The 24,392-nt window shown below is 56.3% G+C and carries 23 protein-coding genes and 1 pseudogene; 17 read left to right on the top strand and 7 right to left on the bottom strand.

Features of this window, described 5'->3' with window-relative positions; translation table 11 throughout:
- Nucleotides 1–9: 9 nt before the first annotated feature.
- Genes ureC through I9182_RS07165 form a run of 5 tightly spaced genes read right to left on the bottom strand, consistent with a single transcriptional unit; the run spans nt 10 to nt 3,426 of the window.
- Nucleotides 10–1,719: an urease subunit alpha gene (ureC, locus tag I9182_RS07185; protein ID WP_209597621.1), complete on the bottom strand. Its 1,710-nt coding sequence runs from the start codon at nt 1,717–1,719 to the stop codon at nt 10–12.
- Nucleotides 1,719–2,024 carry an urease subunit beta gene (locus tag I9182_RS07180; protein WP_209597619.1) on the bottom strand — a complete coding sequence of 102 codons (306 nt, stop codon included), beginning with the start codon at nt 2,022–2,024 and terminating at the stop codon, nt 1,719–1,721. The genes ureC and I9182_RS07180 overlap by 1 nt, the downstream gene beginning before the upstream one ends.
- Entirely contained in the window at nt 2,021–2,182 is a 162-nt protein-coding gene (locus I9182_RS07175; RefSeq protein ID WP_209597617.1) for a peptidase M23, read from the bottom strand. Before I9182_RS07175 ends, I9182_RS07180 begins: the two co-directional genes overlap by 4 nt.
- A 16-nt stretch (nt 2,183–2,198) precedes the next feature.
- Entirely contained in the window at nt 2,199–2,501 is a 303-nt protein-coding gene (locus I9182_RS07170) for an urease subunit gamma (RefSeq protein WP_209504406.1), read from the bottom strand.
- Between the two features lies 1 nt (nt 2,502).
- Nucleotides 2,503–3,426, bottom strand: coding sequence for an urease accessory protein UreD (locus I9182_RS07165; RefSeq protein WP_245222547.1), 924 nt, complete (start codon nt 3,424–3,426; stop codon nt 2,503–2,505).
- Nucleotides 3,427–3,719: 293 nt separating this feature from the next.
- On the opposite strand from I9182_RS07165, the gene urtA reads away from it, so the two are divergent.
- From urtA to urtE, 5 genes are read left to right on the top strand one after another with little or no spacing between them, the layout of a single operon-like run.
- The gene (gene urtA, locus I9182_RS07160) at nt 3,720–5,000 is read left to right on the top strand and encodes an urea ABC transporter substrate-binding protein (RefSeq protein ID WP_209504405.1); all 1,281 of its coding nucleotides are present in this window, start codon (nt 3,720–3,722) and stop codon (nt 4,998–5,000) included.
- A gap of 60 nt (nt 5,001–5,060) precedes the next feature.
- Complete coding sequence (gene urtB, locus I9182_RS07155; RefSeq protein ID WP_209597615.1) at nt 5,061–7,013, top strand: urea ABC transporter permease subunit UrtB; 1,953 nt, start codon at nt 5,061–5,063, stop codon at nt 7,011–7,013.
- A gap of 3 nt (nt 7,014–7,016) precedes the next feature.
- Nucleotides 7,017–8,246 (top strand): urea ABC transporter permease subunit UrtC, encoded by a 1,230-nt coding sequence (gene urtC, locus I9182_RS07150; RefSeq protein ID WP_209597613.1) that lies wholly within the window; start codon nt 7,017–7,019, stop codon nt 8,244–8,246.
- Complete coding sequence (gene urtD, locus I9182_RS07145; RefSeq protein WP_209504402.1) at nt 8,243–8,983, top strand: urea ABC transporter ATP-binding protein UrtD; 741 nt, start codon at nt 8,243–8,245, stop codon at nt 8,981–8,983. The genes urtC and urtD overlap by 4 nt, the downstream gene beginning before the upstream one ends.
- A gap of 3 nt (nt 8,984–8,986) precedes the next feature.
- Nucleotides 8,987–9,682 (top strand): urea ABC transporter ATP-binding subunit UrtE, encoded by a 696-nt coding sequence (gene urtE / locus I9182_RS07140; RefSeq protein ID WP_209597611.1) that lies wholly within the window; start codon nt 8,987–8,989, stop codon nt 9,680–9,682.
- A 129-nt stretch (nt 9,683–9,811) separates the two neighbouring features.
- Here the strand turns inward: urtE and I9182_RS07135 are convergent.
- A pseudogene (locus I9182_RS07135) lies at nt 9,812–10,747 on the bottom strand (IS5 family transposase).
- Nucleotides 10,748–10,966: 219 nt separating this feature from the next.
- Between I9182_RS07135 and I9182_RS07130 the strand changes: the two are divergent.
- From I9182_RS07130 to I9182_RS07085, 10 genes are all read left to right on the top strand, one after another.
- Nucleotides 10,967–12,286, top strand: a complete 1,320-nt coding sequence (locus tag I9182_RS07130) for an extracellular solute-binding protein (RefSeq protein ID WP_209597609.1) — start codon at nt 10,967–10,969, stop codon at nt 12,284–12,286.
- Nucleotides 12,287–12,365: 79 nt separating this feature from the next.
- Nucleotides 12,366–13,313 carry a sugar ABC transporter permease gene (locus I9182_RS07125; protein ID WP_170332156.1) on the top strand — a complete coding sequence of 316 codons (948 nt, stop codon included), beginning with the start codon at nt 12,366–12,368 and terminating at the stop codon, nt 13,311–13,313.
- Complete coding sequence (locus tag I9182_RS07120; protein WP_010442361.1) at nt 13,310–14,248, top strand: carbohydrate ABC transporter permease; 939 nt, start codon at nt 13,310–13,312, stop codon at nt 14,246–14,248. Before I9182_RS07125 ends, I9182_RS07120 begins: the two co-directional genes overlap by 4 nt.
- Nucleotides 14,245–14,433: a hypothetical protein gene (locus I9182_RS07115; RefSeq protein WP_209504399.1), complete on the top strand. Its 189-nt coding sequence runs from the start codon at nt 14,245–14,247 to the stop codon at nt 14,431–14,433. Before I9182_RS07120 ends, I9182_RS07115 begins: the two co-directional genes overlap by 4 nt.
- A gap of 2 nt (nt 14,434–14,435) precedes the next feature.
- Complete coding sequence (locus tag I9182_RS07110) at nt 14,436–15,533, top strand: ABC transporter ATP-binding protein (RefSeq protein WP_209597607.1); 1,098 nt, start codon at nt 14,436–14,438, stop codon at nt 15,531–15,533.
- Nucleotides 15,526–16,518 carry an ABC transporter ATP-binding protein gene (locus I9182_RS07105; RefSeq protein ID WP_209504397.1) on the top strand — a complete coding sequence of 331 codons (993 nt, stop codon included), beginning with the start codon at nt 15,526–15,528 and terminating at the stop codon, nt 16,516–16,518. Before I9182_RS07110 ends, I9182_RS07105 begins: the two co-directional genes overlap by 8 nt.
- A gap of 11 nt (nt 16,519–16,529) precedes the next feature.
- A complete protein-coding gene (locus tag I9182_RS07100) occupies nt 16,530–18,152 on the top strand; it encodes a dihydroxyacetone kinase subunit DhaK (RefSeq protein ID WP_209597605.1) in 1,623 nt (540 codons plus the stop codon).
- Between the two features lie 7 nt (nt 18,153–18,159).
- Nucleotides 18,160–19,218 (top strand): LacI family DNA-binding transcriptional regulator, encoded by a 1,059-nt coding sequence (locus I9182_RS07095; RefSeq protein ID WP_209597603.1) that lies wholly within the window; start codon nt 18,160–18,162, stop codon nt 19,216–19,218.
- Nucleotides 19,219–19,245: 27 nt separating this feature from the next.
- On the top strand, nt 19,246–20,301 hold the full coding sequence (locus I9182_RS07090; protein WP_209504394.1) for a sugar phosphate isomerase/epimerase: 1,056 nt from the start codon (nt 19,246–19,248) through the stop codon (nt 20,299–20,301).
- Nucleotides 20,301–21,455, top strand: a complete 1,155-nt coding sequence (locus I9182_RS07085; RefSeq protein WP_209597601.1) for a Gfo/Idh/MocA family oxidoreductase — start codon at nt 20,301–20,303, stop codon at nt 21,453–21,455. Before I9182_RS07090 ends, I9182_RS07085 begins: the two co-directional genes overlap by 1 nt.
- A 164-nt stretch (nt 21,456–21,619) precedes the next feature.
- Here the strand turns inward: I9182_RS07085 and I9182_RS07080 are convergent, their stop codons facing one another.
- Entirely contained in the window at nt 21,620–22,498 is an 879-nt protein-coding gene (locus I9182_RS07080) for a LysR family transcriptional regulator (RefSeq protein WP_209504392.1), read from the bottom strand.
- A gap of 163 nt (nt 22,499–22,661) precedes the next feature.
- On the opposite strand from I9182_RS07080, the gene I9182_RS07075 reads away from it, so the two are divergent.
- Together I9182_RS07075 and trpS are read left to right on the top strand one after the other, a co-directional pair.
- Nucleotides 22,662–22,925: a DUF4242 domain-containing protein gene (locus tag I9182_RS07075; protein WP_209504391.1), complete on the top strand. Its 264-nt coding sequence runs from the start codon at nt 22,662–22,664 to the stop codon at nt 22,923–22,925.
- 475 nt (nt 22,926–23,400) lie between these two features.
- Nucleotides 23,401–24,366, top strand: coding sequence for a tryptophan--tRNA ligase (gene trpS / locus I9182_RS07070; RefSeq protein WP_209597599.1), 966 nt, complete (start codon nt 23,401–23,403; stop codon nt 24,364–24,366).
- The last annotated feature ends 26 nt before the right edge of the window (nt 24,367–24,392 follow it).

Below are 24,392 nucleotides of genomic sequence, written 5' to 3'. Positions count from 1 at the left end.
CCTTGTATCTCAGAACATAAAGTATCGCTGCGCCATCGGCAGCACCTCGGCAGGTTGGCAGGTCAGCAATTCACCATCGGCGCGGACCTCGTAGGTTTCCGGGTCTACTTCGACATGGGGCGTCGCATCGTTTAGCAGCAAATTGCGTTTGCCAATCTCGCGTGTGTTCCGCACGGCGACTGTTTTCTTGGCCAGGCCTAGAGTTTCACCGATCCCGTCCGCCTGCGCTGCTGCCGAGACAAAGGTAATCGCCGAGTGCTCCACCGACCGCCCATAAGCCCCGAACATCGGACGGCTGTAAACAGGTTGCGGTGTCGGGATCGAGGCATTTGGGTCGCCCATCTGCGCGCAGGCAATTGTACCGCCCAGCAGAACCATCTCGGGTTTCACGCCGAAAAAGGCCGGGTTCCACAGGACAAGATCGGCGCGCTTGCCTACCTCGATGCTGCCGATTTCATGGCTCAGACCGTGGGCAATCGCCGGGTTGATGGTGTACTTGGCGATGTAACGGCGGACCCGCAGGTTGTCGTTTTCACCGGTTTCCTCGGTCAGACGCCCTCGCTGTTTCTTCATCTTGTCGGCGGTTTGCCATGTGCGGATCAGCACCTCTCCGACCCGGCCCATGGCCTGGCTGTCAGACGCGATGATCGAGAACGCACCCATGTCGTGCAGGATATCCTCGGCCGCGATGGTCTCGCACCGGATGCGGCTTTCGGCAAAGGCTACGTCCTCGGGGATGGACTTGTCGAGGTGATGGCAGACCATCAGCATATCCAGATGTTCCTCGACCGTGTTTACAGTGAAAGGTCGCGTCGGGTTGGTCGAGGAGGGAAGAACGTGATTCTCGCCACAAATCTTGATGATGTCAGGGGCATGGCCGCCACCTGCGCCTTCGGTGTGGAAGGCGTGGATGGTGCGTCCTTTCATGGCGGCGACAGTGTTTTCGACGAAACCGGATTCGTTCAGAGTATCGGTGTGGATCATCACCTGTACATCCATCGAATCGGCCACCGACAGGCAGCAGTCGATGGCGGCAGGGGTCGTGCCCCAATCCTCATGCAGTTTCAGAGCGCAGGCCCCGGCATTGACCTGTTCCTCGAGCGCAGCTGGCAATGAGGCGTTGCCCTTGCCCGCAAAGGCGAGGTTCATCGGGAAGGCATCCGCCGCCTGCAACATCCGTCCGATATGCCAGGGGCCGGGGGTGCAGGTGGTGGCCAGCGTGCCATGGGCCGGACCCGTGCCGCCGCCTAACATGGTGGTCAGGCCGGAATGCAGCGCGTCTTCGATCTGCTGAGGGCAAATGAAGTGGATATGGCTGTCGAACCCGCCTGCGGTCAGGATGCGCCCCTCGCCCGCGATGGCTTCGGTGCCGGGGCCGATGATAATGTCGACACCTGGCTGCGTGTCGGGGTTCCCCGCCTTGCCGATCCTGGCGATACGCCCGTCTTTCAGACCGACATCCGCCTTGTAGACACCCGAATGATCCACGATCAGCGCATTGGTGATGACTGTATCCACCGCCCCCTTGTCCCGTGTGACCTGAGACTGCCCCATCCCGTCGCGGATCACTTTCCCGCCGCCGAACTTGACCTCTTCGCCATAGATGGTCAGATCGTGTTCGACCTCGATGATCAGGTCGGTATCGGCCAGCCGCATTTTATCGCCGGTGGTGGGGCCGAACATGGCGGCATAGTCGGAGCGTTTGATTTTTGCTGGCATCACAACGCCCCCATGACCTTTTGATTGAACCCATAGACCTTGCGTGCGCCGCCGATCGGGATCAGCGAAACCTCGCGTTCCTGTCCCGGTTCGAACCGCACGGCGGTGCCGGGGGCGATGTCCAGACGCAGGCCATGGGCGGCAGCGCGGTCGAACTCCAGCGCCGGGTTGGTCTCGGCAAAATGATAGTGCGAGCCGACCTGAATCGGGCGGTCGCCAGTATTGGCGACCATCAGCGTCAACGGCTCGGCGCCCAGGTTGAACGTGATTTCTCCTTCAGCGGGGAAATGCTCGCCGGGGATCATTTGTTTAGCTTCACCATCAAGGCAACAGCAGCCAACGCGACAATCGCGAAGCCCACGGCCAGAGCGGCATAGTCCGTGCCATGCGCGTGGATATGCGTGCCGTTATGCGCGGCGGCGGGGCCAGCCAGGATCAGAACAGGGAAAAGCATGCGGGTCATATCAGTGTTCCTTTTTTTAGCGAATAGGGTTGTGAACGGTCACCAGCTTGGTGCCGTCGGGAAAGGTGGCCTCAACTTGAACCTCGTGAATCATCTCGGGGACGCCTTCCATGCATTGCGCGCGGGTGATCACCTCGGCCCCGGCTTGCATCATATCGGCGACCGACCGCCCGTCGCGTGCGCCTTCAACCACGGCGCTGGTGATAAGGGCAATCGCCTCGGGATGGTTCAGTTTGACACCACGGGCCAGTCGTTTGCGGGCAACTTCAGCGGCCATGGCGACCAGCAGTTTGTCTTTTTCACGGGGAGTCAGGTTCATGTCAGATTGTCCAGCATCTTGGAAGCGAGTCGTTGTTCAGTCGCCGAAGCACGGGCATCAGACTTCGGCGCAGGGCATACCCGTTCTTGGCCAGCAGTCGGACGACCAGCAGGTCAGGTTGAAACAGGCTGGCCCCGGCGGTATCGGGCAGCATCTGGCGGATTGCCTTCAGATGCCCTTCGGCCCTGGGCGAGGCAAATGCGACTAAGGCCATCGCGCCCGCGCCATCTGCAATGTGCTGACGGGCCAGATGCGCGCTAAGGTCGCCGGTGAACCGGGTGGCGTCCAGAAACACCATCCTTTCGTTGCGCCGAATCTCGATCCGATCGCTGAGGCGGATATCCGTCAGAGTTTCACCCATCGCGGTACGACCAAAGATCAAAGGTTCAACCATAAGGGCCGAGGCATCCTCGGCCAAATCAATACGCAAGCGCCGGTTTAATGCGCTGCCACTGTACAGGATCGTCTCTTGCGGAAGCCAGTTCAGCCTTGCCTGCGGACCGGCGGTTAAAGTGTTGACGATGCGTGCGGCCTGACCGGGTTGTGCTTTGTATGCCCGCTCACAAGCCTGCGTGGTCACTGTCAGTTCGGTGCCCCGGCCTGCGCGGCCTGAAAACCGGAAATCATCACCGCCAGTAACACCACCAGCCGTGTTCAAAAGCACGGCGTCCAATTGGCTGCCGTGTCCGCGTGGGAAGAGACATTTGAACGAACCCGCCGGCCGCAAGCGATCAATCACACTGCGCCCGTGGAACAGTTTGGCCGACAGCGTAATCCGGCCTTCAGCGCGTGGCGGTCTCGCATGTGACGCTGACGATATGGGCGTGAATTGAGTGATGGCAGCGGCTTTCGCGTCATGAACGTTTGGCGCTTTTTCACCTTTGGGATGTCGAAACTCTATCGACAGGTGCAGATTTTCGACCAAGTCCCGTCCCGTAAGTGCAATTTTTAATCACGCATGCAGCATGTAGATCAAAAATCGGGCATATCAGTCCACTTTGCCAGAATGCTATGGGGCCAGATTTGCCTATTTCGCTGCAATGCAGAATCGATGTGGGGCCTACCGGGCTAACGACCACCGGGGGTGTGTGACGGCTGCGCGAATTGGACCTCGGACACAACCGCCACACGTAACGCAACATACAGTTGCGGGGATCAGGTAGTAGAAGACAGCGTGTCAACGCAAGGCTTCTGTGCCCGCCCCGCCAGGAGAATTACATGACATCTCTCAAATCCACGCTCTTCGGATCGGTTGTCTTTGCCGCCATGGCAACGGCCGCTCTGTCTGCTGAAGACACGATCAAAGTCGGCGTACTGCACTCGTTGTCAGGCACTATGGCGATTTCGGAAACCACGCTGAAAGACACGATGTTGATGCTGATCGACCAGCAGAACGCCAAAGGCGGCCTGCTGGGCAAGCAGCTTGAGGCAGTTGTGGTTGATCCTGCATCCGACTGGCCGCTGTTTGCGGAAAAAGCGCGTGAGCTACTGACCGTGCATGAGGTGGATGTGATCTTTGGCAATTGGACGTCCGTCAGCCGCAAATCGGTGCTGCCGGTGATTGAGGAACTGAACGGCCTTCTGTTTTATCCGGTGCAGTATGAGGGTGAAGAAAGCTCGAAAAACGTCTTCTATACCGGTGCCGCGCCGAACCAACAAGCGATCCCGGCGACCGACTATTTCCTCGACGAGCTTGGCGTTGAGAAATTCGCGCTGCTTGGCACAGACTATGTCTATCCCCGCACTACCAACAATATCCTCGAAAGCTATCTGAAGCAAAAGGGCATCGCGGACGGTGATATCTTCGTCAACTACACGCCCTTTGGCCATTCCGACTGGTCCAAGATCGTGGCGGATGTGGTTGCGCTGGGTGCGGATGGTAAGAAGGTCGGAGTGATCTCAACCATCAATGGCGACGCCAACATCGGCTTCTACAAGGAACTGGCTGCGGCTGGCGTCTCGGCGGATGACATTCCGGTCGTTGCGTTCTCGGTCGGAGAGGAAGAACTGTCGGGCCTGGATACAACCAACCTTGTGGGCCATCTGGCTGCTTGGAATTACTTTCAGTCGGCGGATACCGACGCCAACACTGAATTTGTTGAAACATGGAAAGCTACCATGGGCGAAGACCGGGTGACCAACGACCCGATGGAGGCACATTACATCGGTTTCAACATGTGGGTTAACGCCGCGACCGAGGCCGGTTCGACCGACGTAGATGCCGTGCGCGCCGCGATGTACGGGCAGGAATTCCCGAACCTGACCGGTGGAACCGCTGTCATGCTGCCGAACCACCATTTGGCCAAGCCGGTTCTGATCGGTGAGATTCAGGAAGACGGCCAGTTCGACATCATCAGCGAAACCGACGTTGTGCCGGGCGACGCCTGGACCGACTTCCTACCGGAATCGGCGGTGCTGGTATCGGATTGGAAAGAGCTGGGCTGCGGTATGTACAACACCGAGACCGAGACCTGCGTTCAGACCCTGTCGAACTACTAACCGACACGCAAGGTGGGTGTGATGCCCGCCTTGCCCCCAAAGACACTCGGGTTTCACCACATGTTACGACTTTTCCTTGCGGGCCTCGCAATTCTATGCGCCCACCTGACCGCCAACGCGCAAGAGGCCGGTCTGCAACCGATCCTGCAAGAGCATCAGGAGATCATCGCCAAAAGCTCACGCAAGACAATCGGGCCCGCGATTGATGCGATTGCCAGCAGCGGGTTGCCGCAAGCGCAGGTGATGCTTGAGACATGGGCCGCCAAGGACGTGTGGATGCGCAAGTCGGACGGCCTGTTCTTTGCAGGCAAAAAGGTCGAAGGCCGGTCGTATGAGCTTACCGATTTCGATACTGGCGAGGTCGTTGGTATTTTCGAGAAATCCAACCTGAAGCAGTTGAAGCCCAATAGCGGCATCCGCGCGATGATTGGCACGGCTCTGGTGCAGTACCAGCTAACAGATCCGGACCGCGCTCGGCGGCTGGCCGCTTTGCAATCCATCCAACGTGACCCCGAACGTGCTTTGCTGGAGCCCCTACGCGCGTCGATTGCCGATGAAGCTGATGCTGATCTGAAAGCTCACAAACAACGACTCGAACGGTTGCTGACGATTGGATATGACGAAGATACCGCGGCGCGCGTGGCTGCGATTGAGCAGATGTCCGACGATCTGGGCGTGGACGTCCGTGGCGCATTAAATCCACTGATCGCGACGACGCGACAAGCAGCACCGGAACTTCCGTCTAATGTGAATATCGCCGCCGTTTTAGAACCGGGTTCGAGTGATTTGACGCGCGATGAGGCCTATGACTTGCTGGTCACTGGCAATCTGGCGCCCCCACGCTTGTCACGGGATGATATCCGGACAGCTCTTGCGGCCAATATTGACGGGGGTCGCGTTGGTGACATTCCGCTTGCGCAACTGAATACAGATGAAACGCGCGCTCGGGCATATGTAGCCTTGGCAGAGGCAAGGGTCGTTCCCGCCTTGGTAACCGAGGCCGACATAAACACGGCGCTGGCTGAACATGTGTTCATTGATACCTACACGGAACCCTCGCCCGAAGTGACCGCAGCTGCAGTGCAGGCACTTGAACAGATCGAGCTGAAGGTCGGCCTGAACCAGACGCTCGACCTGACACTGGACGCGATCTCATTGGCGTCGATCTATTTCTTGGCAGCCATCGGTCTGGCGATCACCTTCGGCGTGATGGGTGTGATCAACATGGCCCATGGTGAGTTCATCATGATGGGCGCCTATACCGGATACGTGGTGCAGCAGTTCATCCCCGACCACACGCTGTCGATAATCGTCGCCATCCCGATGGCCTTTGCCGTCACCTTCGCGATGGGCGTCGCGATGGAGCGGCTAGTTATCCGCTGGCTCTATGCCCGTCCGCTTGAGACGCTGCTGGCGACCTTTGGCATCTCAATCGCACTGCAACAGCTGGCCAAGAACATTTTTGGCACGCAGGCCCGCCCGCTGACCGCGCCCGGCTGGCTGGATGGGGCGTGGGTGCTGAACGATGTGGTTTCGATCAGTTATATCCGCATCGCGATCTTTGTGCTGGCGACGATCTTTTTTGGACTGTTCCTCTACATTATGAAGCGCACGCGGCTTGGGCTTGAGATGCGCGCGGTGACACAGAACCCACGCATGGCCGGGTCGATGGGTATCAATCCGGGGCGGGTGAATATGCTGACCTTCGGCTTGGGCTCGGGCATCGCCGGGATTGCCGGGGTTGCGATTGGTCTGTTCGCAAAGGTCACGTCCGATCTGGGCAGCGACTATATCGTGCAAAGCTTCATGACCGTGGTTGTTGGCGGCGTCGGAAACATCTGGGGCGCGCTGGCAGGTGCGGGCATGATCGGCTTCCTGCAAAAGGGGATCGAGTGGATGAACCCCTCGAACACCCTCGCCGCGCAAACATACATGATCATCTTCATCATCATTTTCATCCAGTTCCGGCCAAGGGGCATCATTGCCCTCAAAGGTCGTGCGGCGGGGGATTGAGCCATGGAACGCAGCTTTGTAGCCAAAAACCCATCGTTACTGGTCTTTCTGGCCATCCTCTCCCTGTTCACTTTGGGCGTCACCGTCCTGTCCGAAGGGTTCGGGATTGGCGTGATCTCGACCAGTTTTGTCAAAACGCTGGGCAAGACCCTGTGCCTTTGCCTGATCGCTGTGGCCATGGATTTGGTCTGGGGATTTACGGGTATCCTGTCCCTCGGCCATTTCGCGTTCTTCGGGCTGGGCGGCTACATGATCGGCATGTGGCTGATGTATGAACGTACCCGCCTGATCGTGGTGGAGTCGCTCTCCCAAGCCGACATTCCGCCAACATCGGCCGAGGTCGTGGATGCCATCGGCACGCAAATCTTCGGCATCGTCGGATCGTCCGAATTCCCGCTGATCTGGGCCTTTTCGGACAGCCTGTTCCTGCAACTGGCGCTGGTCGTGCTGGTGCCGGGCCTTCTGGCACTGATCTTTGGTTGGCTGGCGTTCCGCAGCCGGGTCACGGGTGTCTACCTGTCGATCCTGACCCAAGCCATGACATTGGCACTGGCGCTGTACCTGTTCCAGAACGACAGCGGTATGCGTGGCAACAACGGCCTGTCGGGCCTGCAGAACCTGCCGGGCGTCACGGCCTCGCAGGACTTGGTGTCAATCTGGTTCCTCTGGGCCTCAGCGCTGGCCCTGGGGCTGGGCTACATGCTGGCGGCATGGATCGTGGCGGGCAAGTTCGGCTCGGTTATCCGCGGCATCCGCGATAATGAGGCGCGAGTGCGGTTCCTTGGCTATTCGGTCGAGAATTACAAGCTGGCTGTCTTCACATTGACCGCCTGCATCGCCGCCATCGCGGGCGCGCTGTATTATCCGCAGGCGGGGATCATCAACCCCGAGGAGATGGCCCCCATTGCCTCGATATATCTTGCCGTCTGGGTCGCCATCGGCGGGCGTGGTCGCCTGTATGGAGCGGTCATCGGCGCGGCGTTTGTCAGCCTGCTCAGCACATGGTTCACAGGTGGACAAGCGCCGGACATCCCACTTGGGTTCTACACGATCAAATGGGTCGACTGGTGGCAGGTGCTGCTGGGCGTCTCATTCGTGCTGGTAACCCTGTTCGCACCAAAGGGTATTGGAGGGCTATTCGACCTCTGGACCAACCACCGCGCGCCGCAACGCTACGGTGCCCCGCTTGGACCCGATGAAAGCGCATTGCGCGAAATGGAGGCCTTGGAATGAGCACTCTGCTGGAGGTCAGCGGCGTTTCAGTCACCTTCGACGGGTTCCGCGCCATCAACAACCTGTCCTTCCAGATTGGCAAGGCCGAGCTTCGCGCGGTTATCGGGCCGAACGGGGCAGGTAAAACGACCTTCATGGATATTGTCACCGGCAAGACCCGGCCTGACGAGGGCCGGGTAACCTGGGGTGAGAAATCCGTTTCCCTGCTGCGAATGAGCGAGGCCAAGATCGCGCAAGCCGGCATCGGGCGTAAGTTCCAGAAACCCACCGTGTTCGAGGACCAGACCGTGCAGGAAAACCTGCTGATGGCGTTGAAGAATAAACGGGGCTGGCTGGGTGTGCTGTTCTATCGCCCTTCGACAGATCATCTGGAGAAGGTCGAGGAACTGGCCGCTGAGATTGGCCTGTATGGCGAACTGCTCCGCAAATCCGGCGAACTAAGCCACGGACAAAAGCAATGGTTGGAAATCGGGATGCTACTGGCGCAGGAACCACGTCTGTTGCTAGTGGACGAACCCGCCGCCGGGATGACCTCGCAAGAACGCGAACACACAACCGACCTGCTGGTACAGGCCGCCAAGACCCGCGCCGTCGTGGTTGTGGAACATGACATGGAGTTCGTCCGCCGCCTGAATTGTCGGGTCACGGTTCTGCATGAAGGCTCGGTTCTGGCCGAAGGTTCGCTGGATCATGTCACATCAAATCAGGATGTCATCGACGTTTATCTGGGGCGCTAAACAATGCTGAAACTGACCGATCTGACCCTGCATTACGGGCACTCGCAAATCCTCAACTGTATCTCGTTGGAGGCCGCGCGAGGAGAGGTGACTTGCGTGATGGGCACCAATGGTGTGGGCAAGACCAGCCTGATCAAGGCGATCTCGGGCACGCATCCGCGCTCGGGCGGCGATCTGATGCTGAATGACGAGGCCCTGCCGCCTCTGCCAGCCCATCGCATGGCGTGGAAAGGCGTGGCCTATGTGCCGCAGGGGCGCGAGATTTTCCCGTTGCTGACTGTGCGCGAAAATCTGGAAACCGGTTTTGCCTGCCTGGCAGCAAGCGAACATTTCGTTCCGGACGAGATCTTCGATATGTTCCCGGTGCTGAAGAAAATGCAGAACCGGCGCGGGGGTGATCTGTCGGGTGGCCAGCAACAGCAACTTGCCATCGCCCGGGCGCTGATCGCCAAGCCTCAACTTTTGCTGCTGGACGAACCAACCGAAGGCATTCAGCCCAACATCATCCAGCAGATCGGCGAAGTAATTCGTCACCTCCGAACCAAAGGAGAGATGGCCATCATTCTGGTCGAGCAGTATTTCGATTTCGCCTATGATCTTGCCGACAAGTTCATCGTCCTGCGGCGCGGCGCGGTCCTGATGCAAGGCACGCGGGACGAGCTATCGCGGGAACAGGTTCTGCAAGGCGTAACGGTTTGACATTCATAAAGGAACCAGCCTATTGAGCGGCGAGAAGCTTCAGGGTTTAAGGGGCGCAATTTAGCACTCCAGCTAGGCTTTGTTGCGCGAAGAGCCTGAAGCCCGGACTTCCCTTTTCCCCGGACGTACTTATCCTGTGGGCTCTGTGACCGGTATGCCGAGCGCGGTGTAGCTGTTCAGGACGGCTGCACGGATTGGGAGTTCGGCGACTGGACGCTCGAAGTCGCGCGCCATGAGGCTCTGCCCCAACAGCTTCACGCAGTGCATCTTCGTTTCGGCGCGACTGCGGCGGTGGTATCCGCTCCAATTTCGCCGGATGGCACGGCCAAGGTATTTCGAGGCGCACAGCGCCTCGTTACGGGCGATAGCGCCTGCTGTCGATGGCTTTCGCGGTTTTGCGTTCTTGCGCGGCGGGATAACGGCGTGGGCACCCCGGTTTGCGATGGCATCGTGGCATTTGCGCGTGTCATACGCCCCGTCTGCGGTGACCGAGGCGATCTCGACATCGACCGGGATCTGGCTGAGTAGTTCAGGCAGCATGGGCGCATCACCGATGTTGTTACCGGTGATTTCGATGGCGCGGATCTCCAGCGTCTGTTCGTCAACGCCGATGTGGATCTTGCGCCAGAGACGGCGTTTCGCGCGGCCATGCTTGCGGGCATGCCATTCGCCTTGGCCCTCCGCCTTGAAGCCGGTGCTGTCGATCAGAAGGTTCAGGGAACCTTGCTAGCCGCGATAGGGTATGGAAACCGCCAGGGTCTTCTGGCGCCTGCTCAGCGTGCTGAAATCCGGCACCGACCAGTCGAGGCCGACCAGGCGCAGCAGGCTCTCCACGAAGTCCGTGGTCTGCCTGAGGGCCATGCCGACGAGGACCTTCATCGTCGTCAGGCATGTCTGAATCGCAGCGCCGCTATACTGCGGCTGCCGGCCTTGCTTACCGGTCGGCGGTGGCACCCAAACCATGTCCGGATAAAATCAGATCGCCAGGGAGCCACGTTGCTTGAGGGCTTCATTGTAGGCTGGCCAGTTCTTGGACTTGTAGCTCGGCGGGATAGGTCTGCTCATGCAGTCCAGCTACCACGCTGGATTCACGAGATGAATCCCTCACCCAACCTTTGCGCAACAAAGCCAATCAACAGCTAAAAGAATATCTGACGGCCTCTTTTGACAGTTTGAGGTACGAACCTCAAAAAAATCTGGACATGAGGTGCGTACCTCAAATAGCCTTGGAAGTATGCCGCGATTCGCACATCCTCGATTGACGGCGCAAAAAGGGAGGAATGGATGACTTACACAAAACTGGCCTCGGCCAGCGCAATAGTCCTTGCCGCTACTACTCTTTCTACCAAGGCAAATGCTGAAGATCTGACGCTATGTTGGGCTGCATGGGACCCGGCCAACGCGCTTGTCGAACTATCAAAAGAATTCGAAGCAGAATCCGGCCACACGATGAACTTCGAATTTATTCCCTGGCCAAATTTTGCGGACCGGATGCTGAATGAGCTGAATTCCGGTGGTAAGCTCTGCGATCTGCTTATTGGTGACAGCCAATGGATCGGCGGTGGCGCTGAAAATGGCCACTATGTCAAACTGAACGACTTCTTCGATGCTGAAGGCATCAGCATGGACGATTTCGCGCCGGCCACTGTCTACGCCTATTCAACTTGGCCCAAGGGCACACCCAATTACTATGCCCTGCCTGCGATGGGCGATGCGAATGGCTGGTTCTATCGCAAGGACTGGTTCGAAAATCCTGAAATCCAAGCCGCATACAAAGAAGCAACTGGTCAGGATTTACGTGAGCCTGAATCTCAGAAAGAACTATTACAGATCGCCCAGTTCTTTCAGGGTCGTGAGATCGACGGCAAGACAGTCTACGGCGCAGCTATCTTTACCGAGCGCGGCTCGGAAGGGATCACCATGGGTGTGACCGGAGCACTGTATCCTTGGGGCTTTAAATACGAAAACACCCCGGGCTCATATGACATGGAAGGCGCCGTAAACTCACCCGAAGCGGTAGAGGCGCTGGAATTCTATAAGGAATTCTACGAAACGGCGACGCCTCCGGGATATACCAACTCTTACATGGGTGAGAGCTTGGACGCCTTCAAGTCCGGTCAGGTCGCCATGGCCATGAACTGGTTTGCGTTCTTCCCAGGTCTCTATGCTGACCCCAATACCGGCGGTGACAAGATCGACTTCTTTGTGAACCCACCGCAAAATCAGGCAGGTTCGACACTGGGCGGACAAGGTATCTCTGTTGTCAGCTACTCTGACAAACAGGACGCTGCACTTGAGTACATCAAGTGGTTCGCACAGCCTGAAGTGCAGGCTAAGTGGTGGGAGCTAGGCGGCTACTCGGCGCATAACTCAGTGCTGGAAGATCCTGGTTTCGTGGACAGCCAACCGTTTGCCGGTGACTTCCTGGAAGCAATGGCTGGGGTTCAGGATTTCTGGCAAGAGCCTGCCTATGCAGAACTCCTGCTGGCCATGCAGAAACGCATCCACGACTACGTCGTTGCTGATCAAGGTACAGCTCAAGAAGCGCTTAATCTTTTGATCGAAGATTGGACTGAAGTCTTCGAAGACGAAGGCAAGCTGTAGTCCGGACACAGGCAGGAGCGGGCGCAATCCCGCTCCACCTTCACCCGTGAGTCCTAAACCAACAAGAACTGGCAAAGAGATGTCTGACCGGACCGTAGATCGCGTTGCCCAGGCAACGCCCGAGCGAGTTGCGCGAAAAATCCGAGGGTTATCCGACCGCGCGATCGCCTGGATATTCATCTCCCCGACGATTTTTCTATTGCTGGCGATCAACATCTTTCCGTTGATCTGGACCATCCAACTGAGCTTTACCAACTACAAGGCCAACCGGATCGGGCGCGAAGTCAAAGATGTCGGGCTCAGGAATTACGAGCGTATTCTGACAGACTCGGACACCTGGCTAAATATGCAGGCGACGGCGCACTTCCTGTTCTGGACGATCTTTTTCCAGGTCTTGATCGGGTTTACTTTGGCCTGGTTGATCAACAAGAAATTCAAGGGCAACGATCTTTGGACCACGATCATCGTGCTGCCGATGATGCTGTCTCCTGCAGTCGTCGGGAACTTCTGGAAGTTCCTGTATCAACCTCAAATCGGGCTGTTTAACTACATCGTGTCATGGTTCACAGGCAAAGACCCATCGAGCTTTGAAATGCTGGGATCCGTTACTTTGGCCCCTTGGGCGATCGTGATTGTCGACACCTGGATGTGGACCCCCTTCGTGATGCTAATCTGTCTGGCCGGGCTGCGCAGCATTCCCGATTACATCTACGAGGCGGCTGAGATCGACAGGGCCAGCAAGCTGCGGCAGTTCTTTACGATCACCATCCCGATGGTCCTGCCGTTCCTGATGCTTGCCGTGCTGTTTCGAGGGATCGAGAACTTCAAGATGTTCGACCTGGTGGTTCAGCTAACCGGCGGAGGGCCCGGTTCTGTAACGGAACTCACCTCAATCAATCTCAAGCGGGAGGCGTTTGAGAAGTGGCGTACGGGCTACGCCTCGGCCTATGCGATCATCCTTTTCGTCACCGTGTTCGGCCTTGCGTCGATCTACGTCAAAGCCTTGAACAAGGTGAAACAGAGATGAGCAGTTTTTCCGTAACCGAACCTTCGAACCGTTCCAAGTGGATCGCGGGTTTTCTGGTCATCACTTATGCGCTGATCACAATGATCCCGCTGGTTTGGATTTTACTGACAGGTTTCAAGTCTCCAGCCGATGCGATCAGCTACCCACCCAAAGTGGTCTTTGACCCAACGCTTGAAGGGTATGTAAATCTCTTCACCACGCGCACGCGGCAGACGCAGGAGTTTTTGGAAGCGAACCCGCCGCAGAACTGGGCCGATGAGATCGTCCGCCAATACGACATGGTGATTGTCGGGCCATCAAAGTTTGGCGAGCGCTTTATGAATTCGGTTATCATCGGATTTGGCTCGACGTTCTTGAGTATCTTCCTTGGTACGCTGGCCGCCTATGCGTTCAGCAGGTTCAAGGTCCCGCTCAAGGACGACCTTTTGTTCTTTATCCTGAGTACAAGGATGATGCCACCGGTCGCTGTCGCCATCCCAATCTTCCTGATGTTCAGAAACCTTGGATTAAGCGACACGCATCTGGGGATGATCCTGCTGTATACGGGCGTGAATATTTCCTTGGCGGTCTGGTTGCTAAAAGGCTTCATCGACGAAATCCCAAGAGAGTACGAAGAAGCCGCGCTCATAGATGGCTACACGAGGTTTCAGGCGTTTTACAAAGTGGTGCTGCCGCAAGCCGCGACCGGCATAGCCTCAACAGCTATCTTTTGCCTGATCTTCGCCTGGAATGAGTACGCGTTTGCCGTGCTGCTGACATCCGCGAACGCGCAGACTGCACCACCGTTCATCCCAACCATTATCGGTATTGGCGGCCTGGACTGGCCTGCAGTGGCGGCAGGTGCCACGATCTTCCTGATCCCTGTCATGATTTTCACCATCCTGATGCGCAAACACCTGCTGCGTGGGATCACATTCGGAGCCGTGCGCAAATGAGCGAGTTTCTTACCGGATTGATGCGTTTTCGCCGGGGCCCATGGGAGATGATCGCGACCATCCTCATCGCTCTGGGTGTCTTCATGCTTATGCAGCCCTTTGTCCTTTGGGCCTTCACATATTCTTTCATCGTCACGCTGATCGGAACCGTCATGTTCATCATCGTCAGCCATTTCCCGGAGTAGAAATGGCCCAGATCGTAGTTAAAAACGTAAAGAAGATGTTCGGCGATTTCACGGCTGTCCGCGAAAGCTCGTTCACGATTGAGGACGGTGAGTTCTTCATGTTGCTAGGGCCATCCGGCTGCGGAAAGACGACGACGCTGCGGATGATCGCAGGCTTGGAACTTCCGACGTCGGGTGAAATCTACCTGGACGGCGAGGAGATCAGCCAGCGCCCCCCATCGGAGCGAGACATTGCCTTCGTGTTCCAGATGTTTGCGCTGTATCCGCACATGAACGTGCGAAAAAATATCAGCTACCCCCTGATATCGCAGGGCATGCCGCGTGCTGCTGTCAAAGCCAAAGTAGAAGAAGTCGCGGGAATTCTGGGGATCAAGGACATCCTCGATAGCCCGGTAGGTGGGTTGTCAGGCGGCGATAGGCAGCGCGTGGCGCTTGGACGCGCGATTGTTCGCGAACCCAAGGCGTTCATGATGGACGAACCTCTTGGTGCCCTGGATGCCGAATTTCGTGAGCACATGGCCGAAGAACTGCGCGCGCTTCATGATCGCATGGGGGCGACCACTGTTTACGTCACACATGATCAGCTGGAAGCCATGCAAATGGGGGACAAGATCGTGGTGATGAACAACGCTGTGATCGAGCAATTCGGCACACCTCAGGAAATCTACGACAAACCAGCTACGATGTTCGTTGCAGATTTTATCGGGTCTCCTTCGATGAACTTCCTGCCGTTTCAGGGAAAGGTCGCGCCTGGCTCGGAAACGGTGCGACTGAATGGTCACGACGAAGCCGTACCCACACTGTTGGAAGGGGCGGAAGGTGACTTGGTTTTCGGTGTTCGCCCTGAGCATGTTTTTCTGTCGGATGCCAGCGCCTACCGAGCCAAGGTCCTGGCCGCAGAATATCTTGGAACCACCCAGATCGTGACGCTGCAAAGCCCGAACGGAGAGCTGAAAGCCCGCATTGATGCGCGCGAAACCGTTAACCCCGGCGAGACGGTTGGCTTGAAGTTCCGCTCATCCGCAGTGACCCTTTTCGAAAATTCTACCGGACGCGCGTTGAGGTCCGCTCTGAACGACGAGGTACTAAGCAATGGCTGAAGTCGTTCTGGAAAACATTTCGAAGTCATTCGGCGAAATCAAAGCGGTGGATGATATCTCAATGACGATCCCCAACGGTGCCTTTGTGGTTTTGTTGGGTCCGACGGGCGCGGGAAAAACAACGACGCTGAGATTGATATCCGGGCTTGAGAAACTGGATTCCGGAACGGTGCGCATTGCCGGGCGTGACGTTGGGATAGATACACCTGCCCAGCGTGATGTGGCGATGGTCTTCCAGCAATACTCGCTGTACCCCCATATGACGGTGCGTGAGAACCTGTCCTTCCCTCTGAGGTCACCGATCCTGAAGACGCCAGAGGATGAGATCGCCAGGAAGGTCAACGAAGTCTCGGAGATCCTGCAGATCCCGCACAAGCTGGACAACAAAGCCACTGAACTGTCTGGCGGCGAAATGCAGCGCGTTTCAATTGGACGGGCACTGGTGCGCGATCCCCAGATTTTCCTGATGGACGAGCCGCTCAGCTCTTTGGACGCCAAGCTTCGGGCGGATTTGCGGGTCGAACTGAAAAGGATTCAGGCCGATCTGGGATCAACCTTGCTTTACGTGACCCACGATCAGGTCGAAGCCATGACAATGGCTACGCATATCGGCGTTTTAGAGAACGGCCGGTTGGTTCAATACGGGACACCCCGGGATATCTACGAAAACCCGGGCAGTGTTTACGTTGCCAGCAGGTTGGGTCTGCCGCGAATCAACATCCTGCCGTCCGAGTTGTTCGGAGGCGATCACAAAGGACCACAGATTGGTCTTCGCCCGGAAAACATCATTGAAGGCGAGGGCAGTGAAGCGCGTGTCATACGTGCCGAACATCTGGGCGACCAAACACGGCTGCACCTGGACCTGAATGGCCACCCGGTTGTCACCCTGATTGATGTTCATCAGGATTACCCCTCTGGAAAAATTATAAAAATTCGCCCCCATAACCCGTTGTATTTTGACGCGTCTGGCGCGCGCGTGAATTAAGGAGCAAAAGCATGGCCCAGTTCCTCAACACAAAAGAAACCCTGGTAACCGAGGCGATAGATGGCCTTTTGGCTTCCTCAGGCGGGCAGCTTACACGGCTGGACGGATACCCGCATATCAAGGTTGTCTACCGGTCGGATTGGGACAAGTCGAAAGTCGCCTTGGTTTCTGGCGGAGGGTCTGGTCACGAGCCCGCCCATGCAGGTTTCGTTGGCGCCGGTATGTTGACAGCCGCGGTCTGCGGCGAAGTTTTCGCCTCACCCTCGGTCGAGGCAGTTCTGGCGGGCATTCTTGCGGTCACGGGTGAGGCCGGGTGCCTGCTTATCGTCAAAAATTACACCGGTGATCGATTGAATTTTGGACTGGCGGCTGAACGCGCCCGTGCATTGGGCCGCAAAGTAGAGATGGTCGTAGTTGATGATGACATCGCCTTGCCCGACCTTCCGCAACCACGTGGCGTGGCAGGTACGTTATTGGTGCACAAAATTGCCGGAGCGCTTGCTGAAGGGGGTGCCGATCTGGACACCGTTACCAAAGCAGCAAGAAGTACCATAGCAAAGGTTGTCAGCATCGGAATGAGCTTGGACACCTGCACTGTTCCGGGCTCTCCAAAAGAAGACCGGATTGCCCCTGGCAAAGCGGAACTCGGCTTGGGCATCCACGGCGAGCCCGGTGTACAACAAGTCGAATTTTCAAATGCTGTATCGGCCATGTCCACGGTGGTGGAGAAGCTGAAGCAAAGGGTGGGTGCCGGGCATTGTGTAGCGTTGGTCAACAACCTGGGCTCTACAACTCCTCTGGAAATGGCTGTCCTCACGCATGCGTTGTCCGAAACTGGTATTGCCCACCATATCATTGGCCCGGCACCGATGATGACGTCGCTGGATATGCACGGGTTTTCGGTATCCATTCTGCCTGTGGATCAGGACGAATTGTCAGCTCTTGAAGCACCTGTTGATCTGGCCGCATGGCCCGGCGTCAATTCCATCGACCCGATCAAAGTAGCCCCGTTGCCTGATGGCCTGACACCAATCGATCCAATCCCTTCGAACAATCCCACCACGAGGGAAACGATCACCCGCTTATCTGAGCTGCTCATCAACGCAGAGAAGTCTCTGAACGAGCTGGACGCGAAGTCCGGAGATGGCGATACAGGAAGCACACTGGCCACCGCCGCAAGAGCATTGCAAGGTAGCCTTGACCGCATGCCTCTTGCTGATCTGACGCAACTGTTTCCGGCGTTGGGCAATGAGTTAAGCCAGACAATGGGCGGGTCGTCCGGTGTGATACTCGCAATCTTCTTCAATGCAGCCGGAGATGCCTGTGCAAGCGGGGCTTCGGTATCGAAGTCTCTGGTCGAAGGCCTGAAACGCGTGAGCCAGGTTGGGGGTGCCAAGGTCGGTGACCGGACAATGATTGACGCTCTGGCACCTGCACTTGCCGCCCTCCCGTCTGGACTGACCGATGCGGCCGAGGCTGCCCGCGAAGGCGCGAACAACACCGCGAATATTCGTCGTGCGAAGGCAGGCCGCGCGGCCTATGTTCCCGAAGAAAACCTAGTTGGACATAACGATCCCGGTGCCGAGGCTGTTGCTTTGTTGTTTGAAGGCTTGGCGCGGGAGATTGAGGGCTGAAGAACACGTGGAAGACCAAAAACAAAAACTAGAATTGGTGAAAAAGCCAACCGTCAACGACCTCGCGCGCGTCGCCGGTGTCAGTCTGGCGACTGTTGACCGGGTCTTGAACAGACGCCCCGGTGTGCGGGCCGTTACCGTACAGAAAGTACAAAAGGCAATTGACGAGTTGGGGTATGTGCGCGACACCGCTGCGGCCAACCTTGCGCGAAACCGAGTTTACAACTTCCTCTTTGTTCTGCCGGACACGGACAACGAGTTTGTGAAGGCAATCAGCAGTCAGATCGCAGAACAGTCACGTGACCAATTTATCGAGCGAACTCGCATTGCGATAAAAAAGGTAGCTCCGTTTGAGCCGCAAGATATCGTCAATATTTTGGATGCTGTCGCCAGTTCGGATGTTGATGGCGTTGCCGTTTTTGGGCCCGAAACGCCTTCTGTTCGTGATGCTGTAAAAAGGCTCAGGGACAAAGGCGTTCCGGTGGTTGCGTTGGTGTCTGACTTGCCGAGTTCTGAGCGAGACCACTTTGTAGGAATTGATAACGTTTCGGCAGGGCGAACCGCAGCTCAGCTGATGGGACGATTTGTGCATCGTGACGGCAAGGTTTTGGTACTTACAGGATCCCGTTTGGCACGTGACCACCTAGAGCGCCGTCAAGGCTTTGATCTAGTTGTAGCTGAGGAATTTCCACACCTCGAAGTCGTAGCGTCTGTCGAGGGCCGGGATGACCCGGATCTGATTTACAAGATGATGCCCGAGATCTTTGAAACCTACCCGGATCTGGTTGGAATTTATTCCTCCGCAGCAGGCAATGCAGGACTGATTCAATTTCTTTCAGAAAACAAGCTCAGCAAAGATCTGGTGATCATAGCTCATGAGCTTACTCCGCTTAGTCGTGAGGCGCTTACGCTCGGTACATTTGACGCTCTTATCTCGCAAGACACTGGGCACATTGTTCGTTCAGCCGTCCGTCTGCTGCGTGCAACTTCAGACAAAGTGCCATTCAACAAAGCCCAGGAACGTATCCGTATCGACATCTATCTGAAGGAAAATTTACCGCCATAGAGACTCAGGTTTTGGGGAGGAAATTCAATGAAGACAATCAAAGGTCCAGCTTTGTTTCTTGCACAATTTGCCGGGGACGAAGCGCCGTTCAATTCGTGGGGCGCGATCACTAAATGGGCGGCTGACTGTGGATACAATGGCGTTCAGGTTCCCAGTTGGGATGGCCGGTTGTTCGACCTCGAACAGGCCGCATCCAGCGTCGGTTACTGCGATGAGTTCAAAGGCAAGGCCCAAGAAAATGGCGTCGAAGTCACCGAGCTTTCAACGCACCTTCAGGGTCAGCTTGTTGCCGTTCACCCAGCCTATGACAGTGCGTTTGATGGCTTTGCAGCGGAAAGCGTCAGAGGAAACCCTAAAGCCCGTCAAGAATGGGCCGTAGACCAGGTCAACAAAGCGCTATCCGCTTCGAAAAATTTAGGCATTTCGGCACATGCGACATTCTCAGGCGCGTTGGCATGGCCATATGTCTATCCTTGGCCGCAGCGCCCTGCCGGTTTGATTGAAACGGCATTTGATGAGCTTGCGCGCCGTTGGGTGCCCATCCTGAATCACGCCGATGAATGCGGTGTCGATGTCTGCTACGAAATCCACCCCGGAGAGGACCTCCACGATGGTGTGACCTACGAGATGTTTCTCGAGCGGACAGGCAATCACCCACGGGCCTGCATGCTATACGACCCGTCGCATTACGTGCTGCAATGCCTCGACTATCTGGACAACATCGACATCTACAAAGATCGAATTCGGATGTTCCATGTCAAAGATGCCGAGTTCAACCCGACTGGGCGGCAAGGTGTTTATTCCGGGTATCAAAGCTGGGTAGATCGGGCCGGGCGGTTCCGCTCACTGGGCGATGGTCAGGTGGATTTCGGTGCAGTTTTCTCAAAAATGGCCGCGAACGACTTTGATGGCTGGGCTGTGGTCGAATGGGAATGCTGCCTCAAACACCCCGAGGATGGAGCGCGTGAAGGTGCTCAATTTGTGTCAGATCACATCATCCGTGTGACCGAGAAAGCCTTTGATGATTTCGCCGACGGTGGCGCTGACGAAGCCGCCAATCGTAAAATGCTGGGGATTGAGTGATGGTCACAGGACGCAGTGAAGAAACCTCAGGACGCATTCGGCTTGGCATGGTTGGCGGCGGTAACGACGCCTTCATAGGGGGTGTTCATCGCATCGCCGCGCGATTGGACGACAAGTTCGAGTTGGTTGCCGGTGCTTTGTCTTCGACGCCAGAGAAATCTCTTGAAAGTGGTCAGGCATTGGGGCTCGAACGGGTCTATGAAGACTTCAAACAAATGGCGATTAGGGAAGCCCGACTGAAATCTGGGATCGAGGCAGTCTCAATTGTCACGCCAAATCACGTTCATTATGCAGCCGCACGTGAGTTCCTGAAACGCGGTATTCATGTAATTTGTGACAAGCCACTCACCTCGACCCTTGCCGATGCGAAAAAGCTGGTCAAAGCAACAGAAAGTGCGAATGCCCTATTCATTTTGACCCACAATTACACAGGCTATCCAATGGTTCGGCAGGCGCGTGAAATGGTTGCCAACGGCGACATTGGCAAGATCCGCGTGGTTCAGGTTGAATACCCACAGGATTGGCTGACCGAGCAGCAGGATTTCAAACAGGCGGAATGGCGAACCGATCCCGAACGCTCGGGCGCGGGTGGATCAACCGGTGACATCGGAACTCATGCATACAACCTTGCCTGCTTCGTGACCGGGCTAAAAGCGGAAAGCCTTGCGGCAGACTTGCAGGCCTTTGTGCTGGGGCGCAAAGTCGATGACAACGCCCACGTCTTACTTCGCTTCAAAGGCGGAGCGCGCGGTATGCTGTGGTCTTCTCAGGTGGCTCCCGGCAACGAAAACGCACTTCGTTTGCGCGTCTATGGCGAAAAAGGCGGGTTGGAGTGGGCTCAGGAAGATCCCAATTACCTGTGGTTCACGCCATACAACGAACCAAAGTGTCTAATCACACGAAATGGAGCTAGTGCTGCTGATGCAGCCAACCGGTTGAGTAGAGTTCCTCCGGGACATCCCGAGGGATATCTTGAGGGGTTCGCGAATATCTATGGAGAGGCTGCTGAAGCGATCCAAGCTTTCCGAAATGGTATTTCACCTGACGCTTCGGTTGTTTATCCAACAGTCTATGACGGGCTCAATGGCGTTAAATTTGTGGCCGCGTGCGTGCAAAGCTCTTCAAGGAATGCGGCTTGGATCGACTTAGCTTAGAATCTGGTTGTGGGCATAGGGCAGACGGGGGTTGTCACGTTAACTTGCCGTTTGATGAAAGTGTCGCAAACTCTTGGAACGACCAAAGGAAAATACGAGCGAAAAACTCTAACTACAAACGGCAGGAAAATCGGGTTTCAGAGCAGGCCCAAAACCGAAGTTTTTTATCCCGGCCATGCAAAAGTCTGCGAAAACCTCATCAGCGCATCGAGAGCCGGCGAGTATTTTCGGCCAGGGACTGTAAAGGCCGCGATAGTTCTTGAAACTTCTGGCTCCACAAGCGGGCGCTGCAACAAGCCCGGCAGAGTAACCGAATACTCAGGCATGAAAGCAAAACCAATGCCTGCAGCAACCATTGCTTGTACCCAATCTTCGCGCTCAGAACGGAAGCGAGCGTAAAGTTCCACTCCTTTTGACTGACAAACGGACATTACCATCTCGCGCAACTCGCAAGCCAAACGATCTACATAGTTTTCTCGAGATAAATCTTGGAGCGATATTGAGTTTAGTTGTCCAAGGCGGTGCTCCGGCGGAAAAACAACCACATATCTTTCGACGTAAAGTGGTCTAGCCCTAAACTCTTCTTCCAGTTCTTCAGTCAGCGTCATCAAAGCGACATCGATATCACCATCAGAAAGTTTTTTCTTGAGATCCGACGCGCTTGCTTCATTGACTGACAACTCCAAGCCGCTGTGGTTTTTCTCGAATTGAGCCAGAAACCGTGCAAGGCGAACGTGCCCAATTGTTGAAAGGACACCTAAGCGCAACGGCACCTTTTCAAGCAAACGAAAATTCTGAGCCAGCGCTTGTGTAGCTTCTGCTTCGTCAACGATGTGCTGTAGATGCGGCAGCATTGACTTTCCAAAGTCGCTGACCAAAATTTTCCGGCCTTCCCGATGAAAAACCTGTGCGCCAAGTTCGGTCTCTAATGACTTGACGCCCTTGGTAAGCGCTGGTTGGCTTACATTGCATTCTGCGGCAGCTTTGGTGAAATTCAGATGCTTTGCGGCAGATAAGACATATCTAATCTGAGACATCTCCATATTGGGGCACCTCGTCACTGATGGCGAAAGACAATCACAACGCAGGATACACCGTTTTATCCAAACCTGGAGTTATTAAGTCATAAGGTATCGATAGTTCCCCGAGCCGACGCTCCATAGTGTAATAGATGCACTGGTTTTGATTGTTCGGAAAGGGAACGAGATGTCTGTTTTTATGGTCGAAAGAAACCTCAAGGGTATCACCATGGATGACTTGGGTGCTGCTCAAAAAGCCGCGATAGCAACAGCACAGAAAATGACAGCAGATGGCGACAAAATCAGCTATGTTCGTTCAACATTTGCTCCCGAAGACGGGCGCTGCATGTGCTTGTTTGATGGTGAAAGTGCCGATCAAGTTCGTCGATTGAATGATACCGCCGGACTTCCTTACGACAAGGTCGTGGCGGCAATGGATCTTACCCCGTGACGACTTCTGAGCTTTGGAGTTGTGATTGGGCCCTGAGTACGTGCTCTAGGGCCCTCAGCAATGGTTGAACAGTTTGCAGAGAAATGCAGGTTCGTCCACAGAACGTGAGTTCAATCATCTCCAGATTTAGCACGCGCGGTGAATGGCCTGTCTGGCGAGCAGCGGCGCAGCATCCAGACCAGACGGCCAAGGGCAGCAAAGGGCCGTACTTGCATCGCATAGCGACCCCGATCGCGAACGTACTGCACCGCATCCGAGTTCAGCCTCGAGCCCTTTCCACCATTTGGTTGACGAGTAATCTCGCAGACGATAGCCAGTGTTCTATGGTAAACACTTTGATCATCGCAATGACTTGGCGGCTGGCCTCCTGACAGGGTGGCCGGATGACCAAACGTATTCCGAGGCCGCCGCATGGGCGGCCTTTTGTTTTCCGAGCTTCCCGATGCGCCGTATCCCGTTTCATGAGAAGACACAAATGAACAGACCAACCATTCTGACAGGTGACCGCACCACGGGACCGCTTCACATCGGGCACTATGCAGGCTCGTTTGCAAACCGGCTGCGCTATCAGGACAGCCATGAACAATTCCTGCTGCTGGCGGATACCCAAGCCCTGACCGACAACGCCCATGACCCGGAGAAGGTGCGGCGCAGCGTGATGGAGGTCGCACTGGACTATTTGGCCGTGGGCATTGATCCCTGTCGCACCACCATCTGCCTGCAATCGCATCTTCCGGCGTTGGCCGAGTTGTCGATGCTCTACCTGAACTTCGTCACGGTCGCGCGGCTGGAACGGAACCCGACGATCAAGGACGAAATTCGCGTGCGCGGGTTCGGACGGGATATTCCCGCCGGATTTCTGTGTTATCCGGCGGTACAGGCGGCGGACATCACAGCCTTCAAGGCGACGGTCGTGCCGGTCGGCGAGGATCAGGCCCCGCTGATCGAACAAACGAATGAGATCGTGCGGCGCATCAACGCAACCTCAGGCCGCGCCGTGTTGCCCGAGGCGCGGGCGATCATCCCTAGGGCGGGCCGGTTGCCCGGTATCGACGGCAAGACCAAGATGTCGAAATCCGGTGGCAACGCCATTGCGCTGTCCGCGTCGTCCGAGGAGATCCGAAATGCTGTCAAGGCGATGTTCACCGATCCGAACCACCTGCGTCTCGAAGACCCGGGCTGCATCGAGGGCAATGTCGTCTTTACCTATCTCGACGCCTTCGATCAGGACCAGGACGGGCTTGCCGAGCTCAAGGCTCAGTATCAGAGAGGCGGGCTTGGCGATAGCAAAATCAAGGCGCGTCTGGAAGCTATCCTTCAGGAGCTCATCGCCCCAATTCGCGAGCGTAGGGCACAGCTCTCCGAGGACCGGGGATACGTCCTTGAGGTAATCAAAGAGGGCACGGAACGGGCGTGTCGCGGTTTGATGCCGCTCCTTTGATAGCATTTATTGCAGCAAAGGAGATG

Origin of the sequence: Ruegeria sp. HKCCSP351, from assembly GCF_017872535.1 — a bacterium.
In the GTDB taxonomy this organism is placed as follows: Bacteria; Pseudomonadota; Alphaproteobacteria; order Rhodobacterales; family Rhodobacteraceae; genus Ruegeria.
The sequence above is the reverse complement of the archived record's forward strand: the minus strand, read 5'-3'. Positions and strand labels throughout refer to the sequence as shown.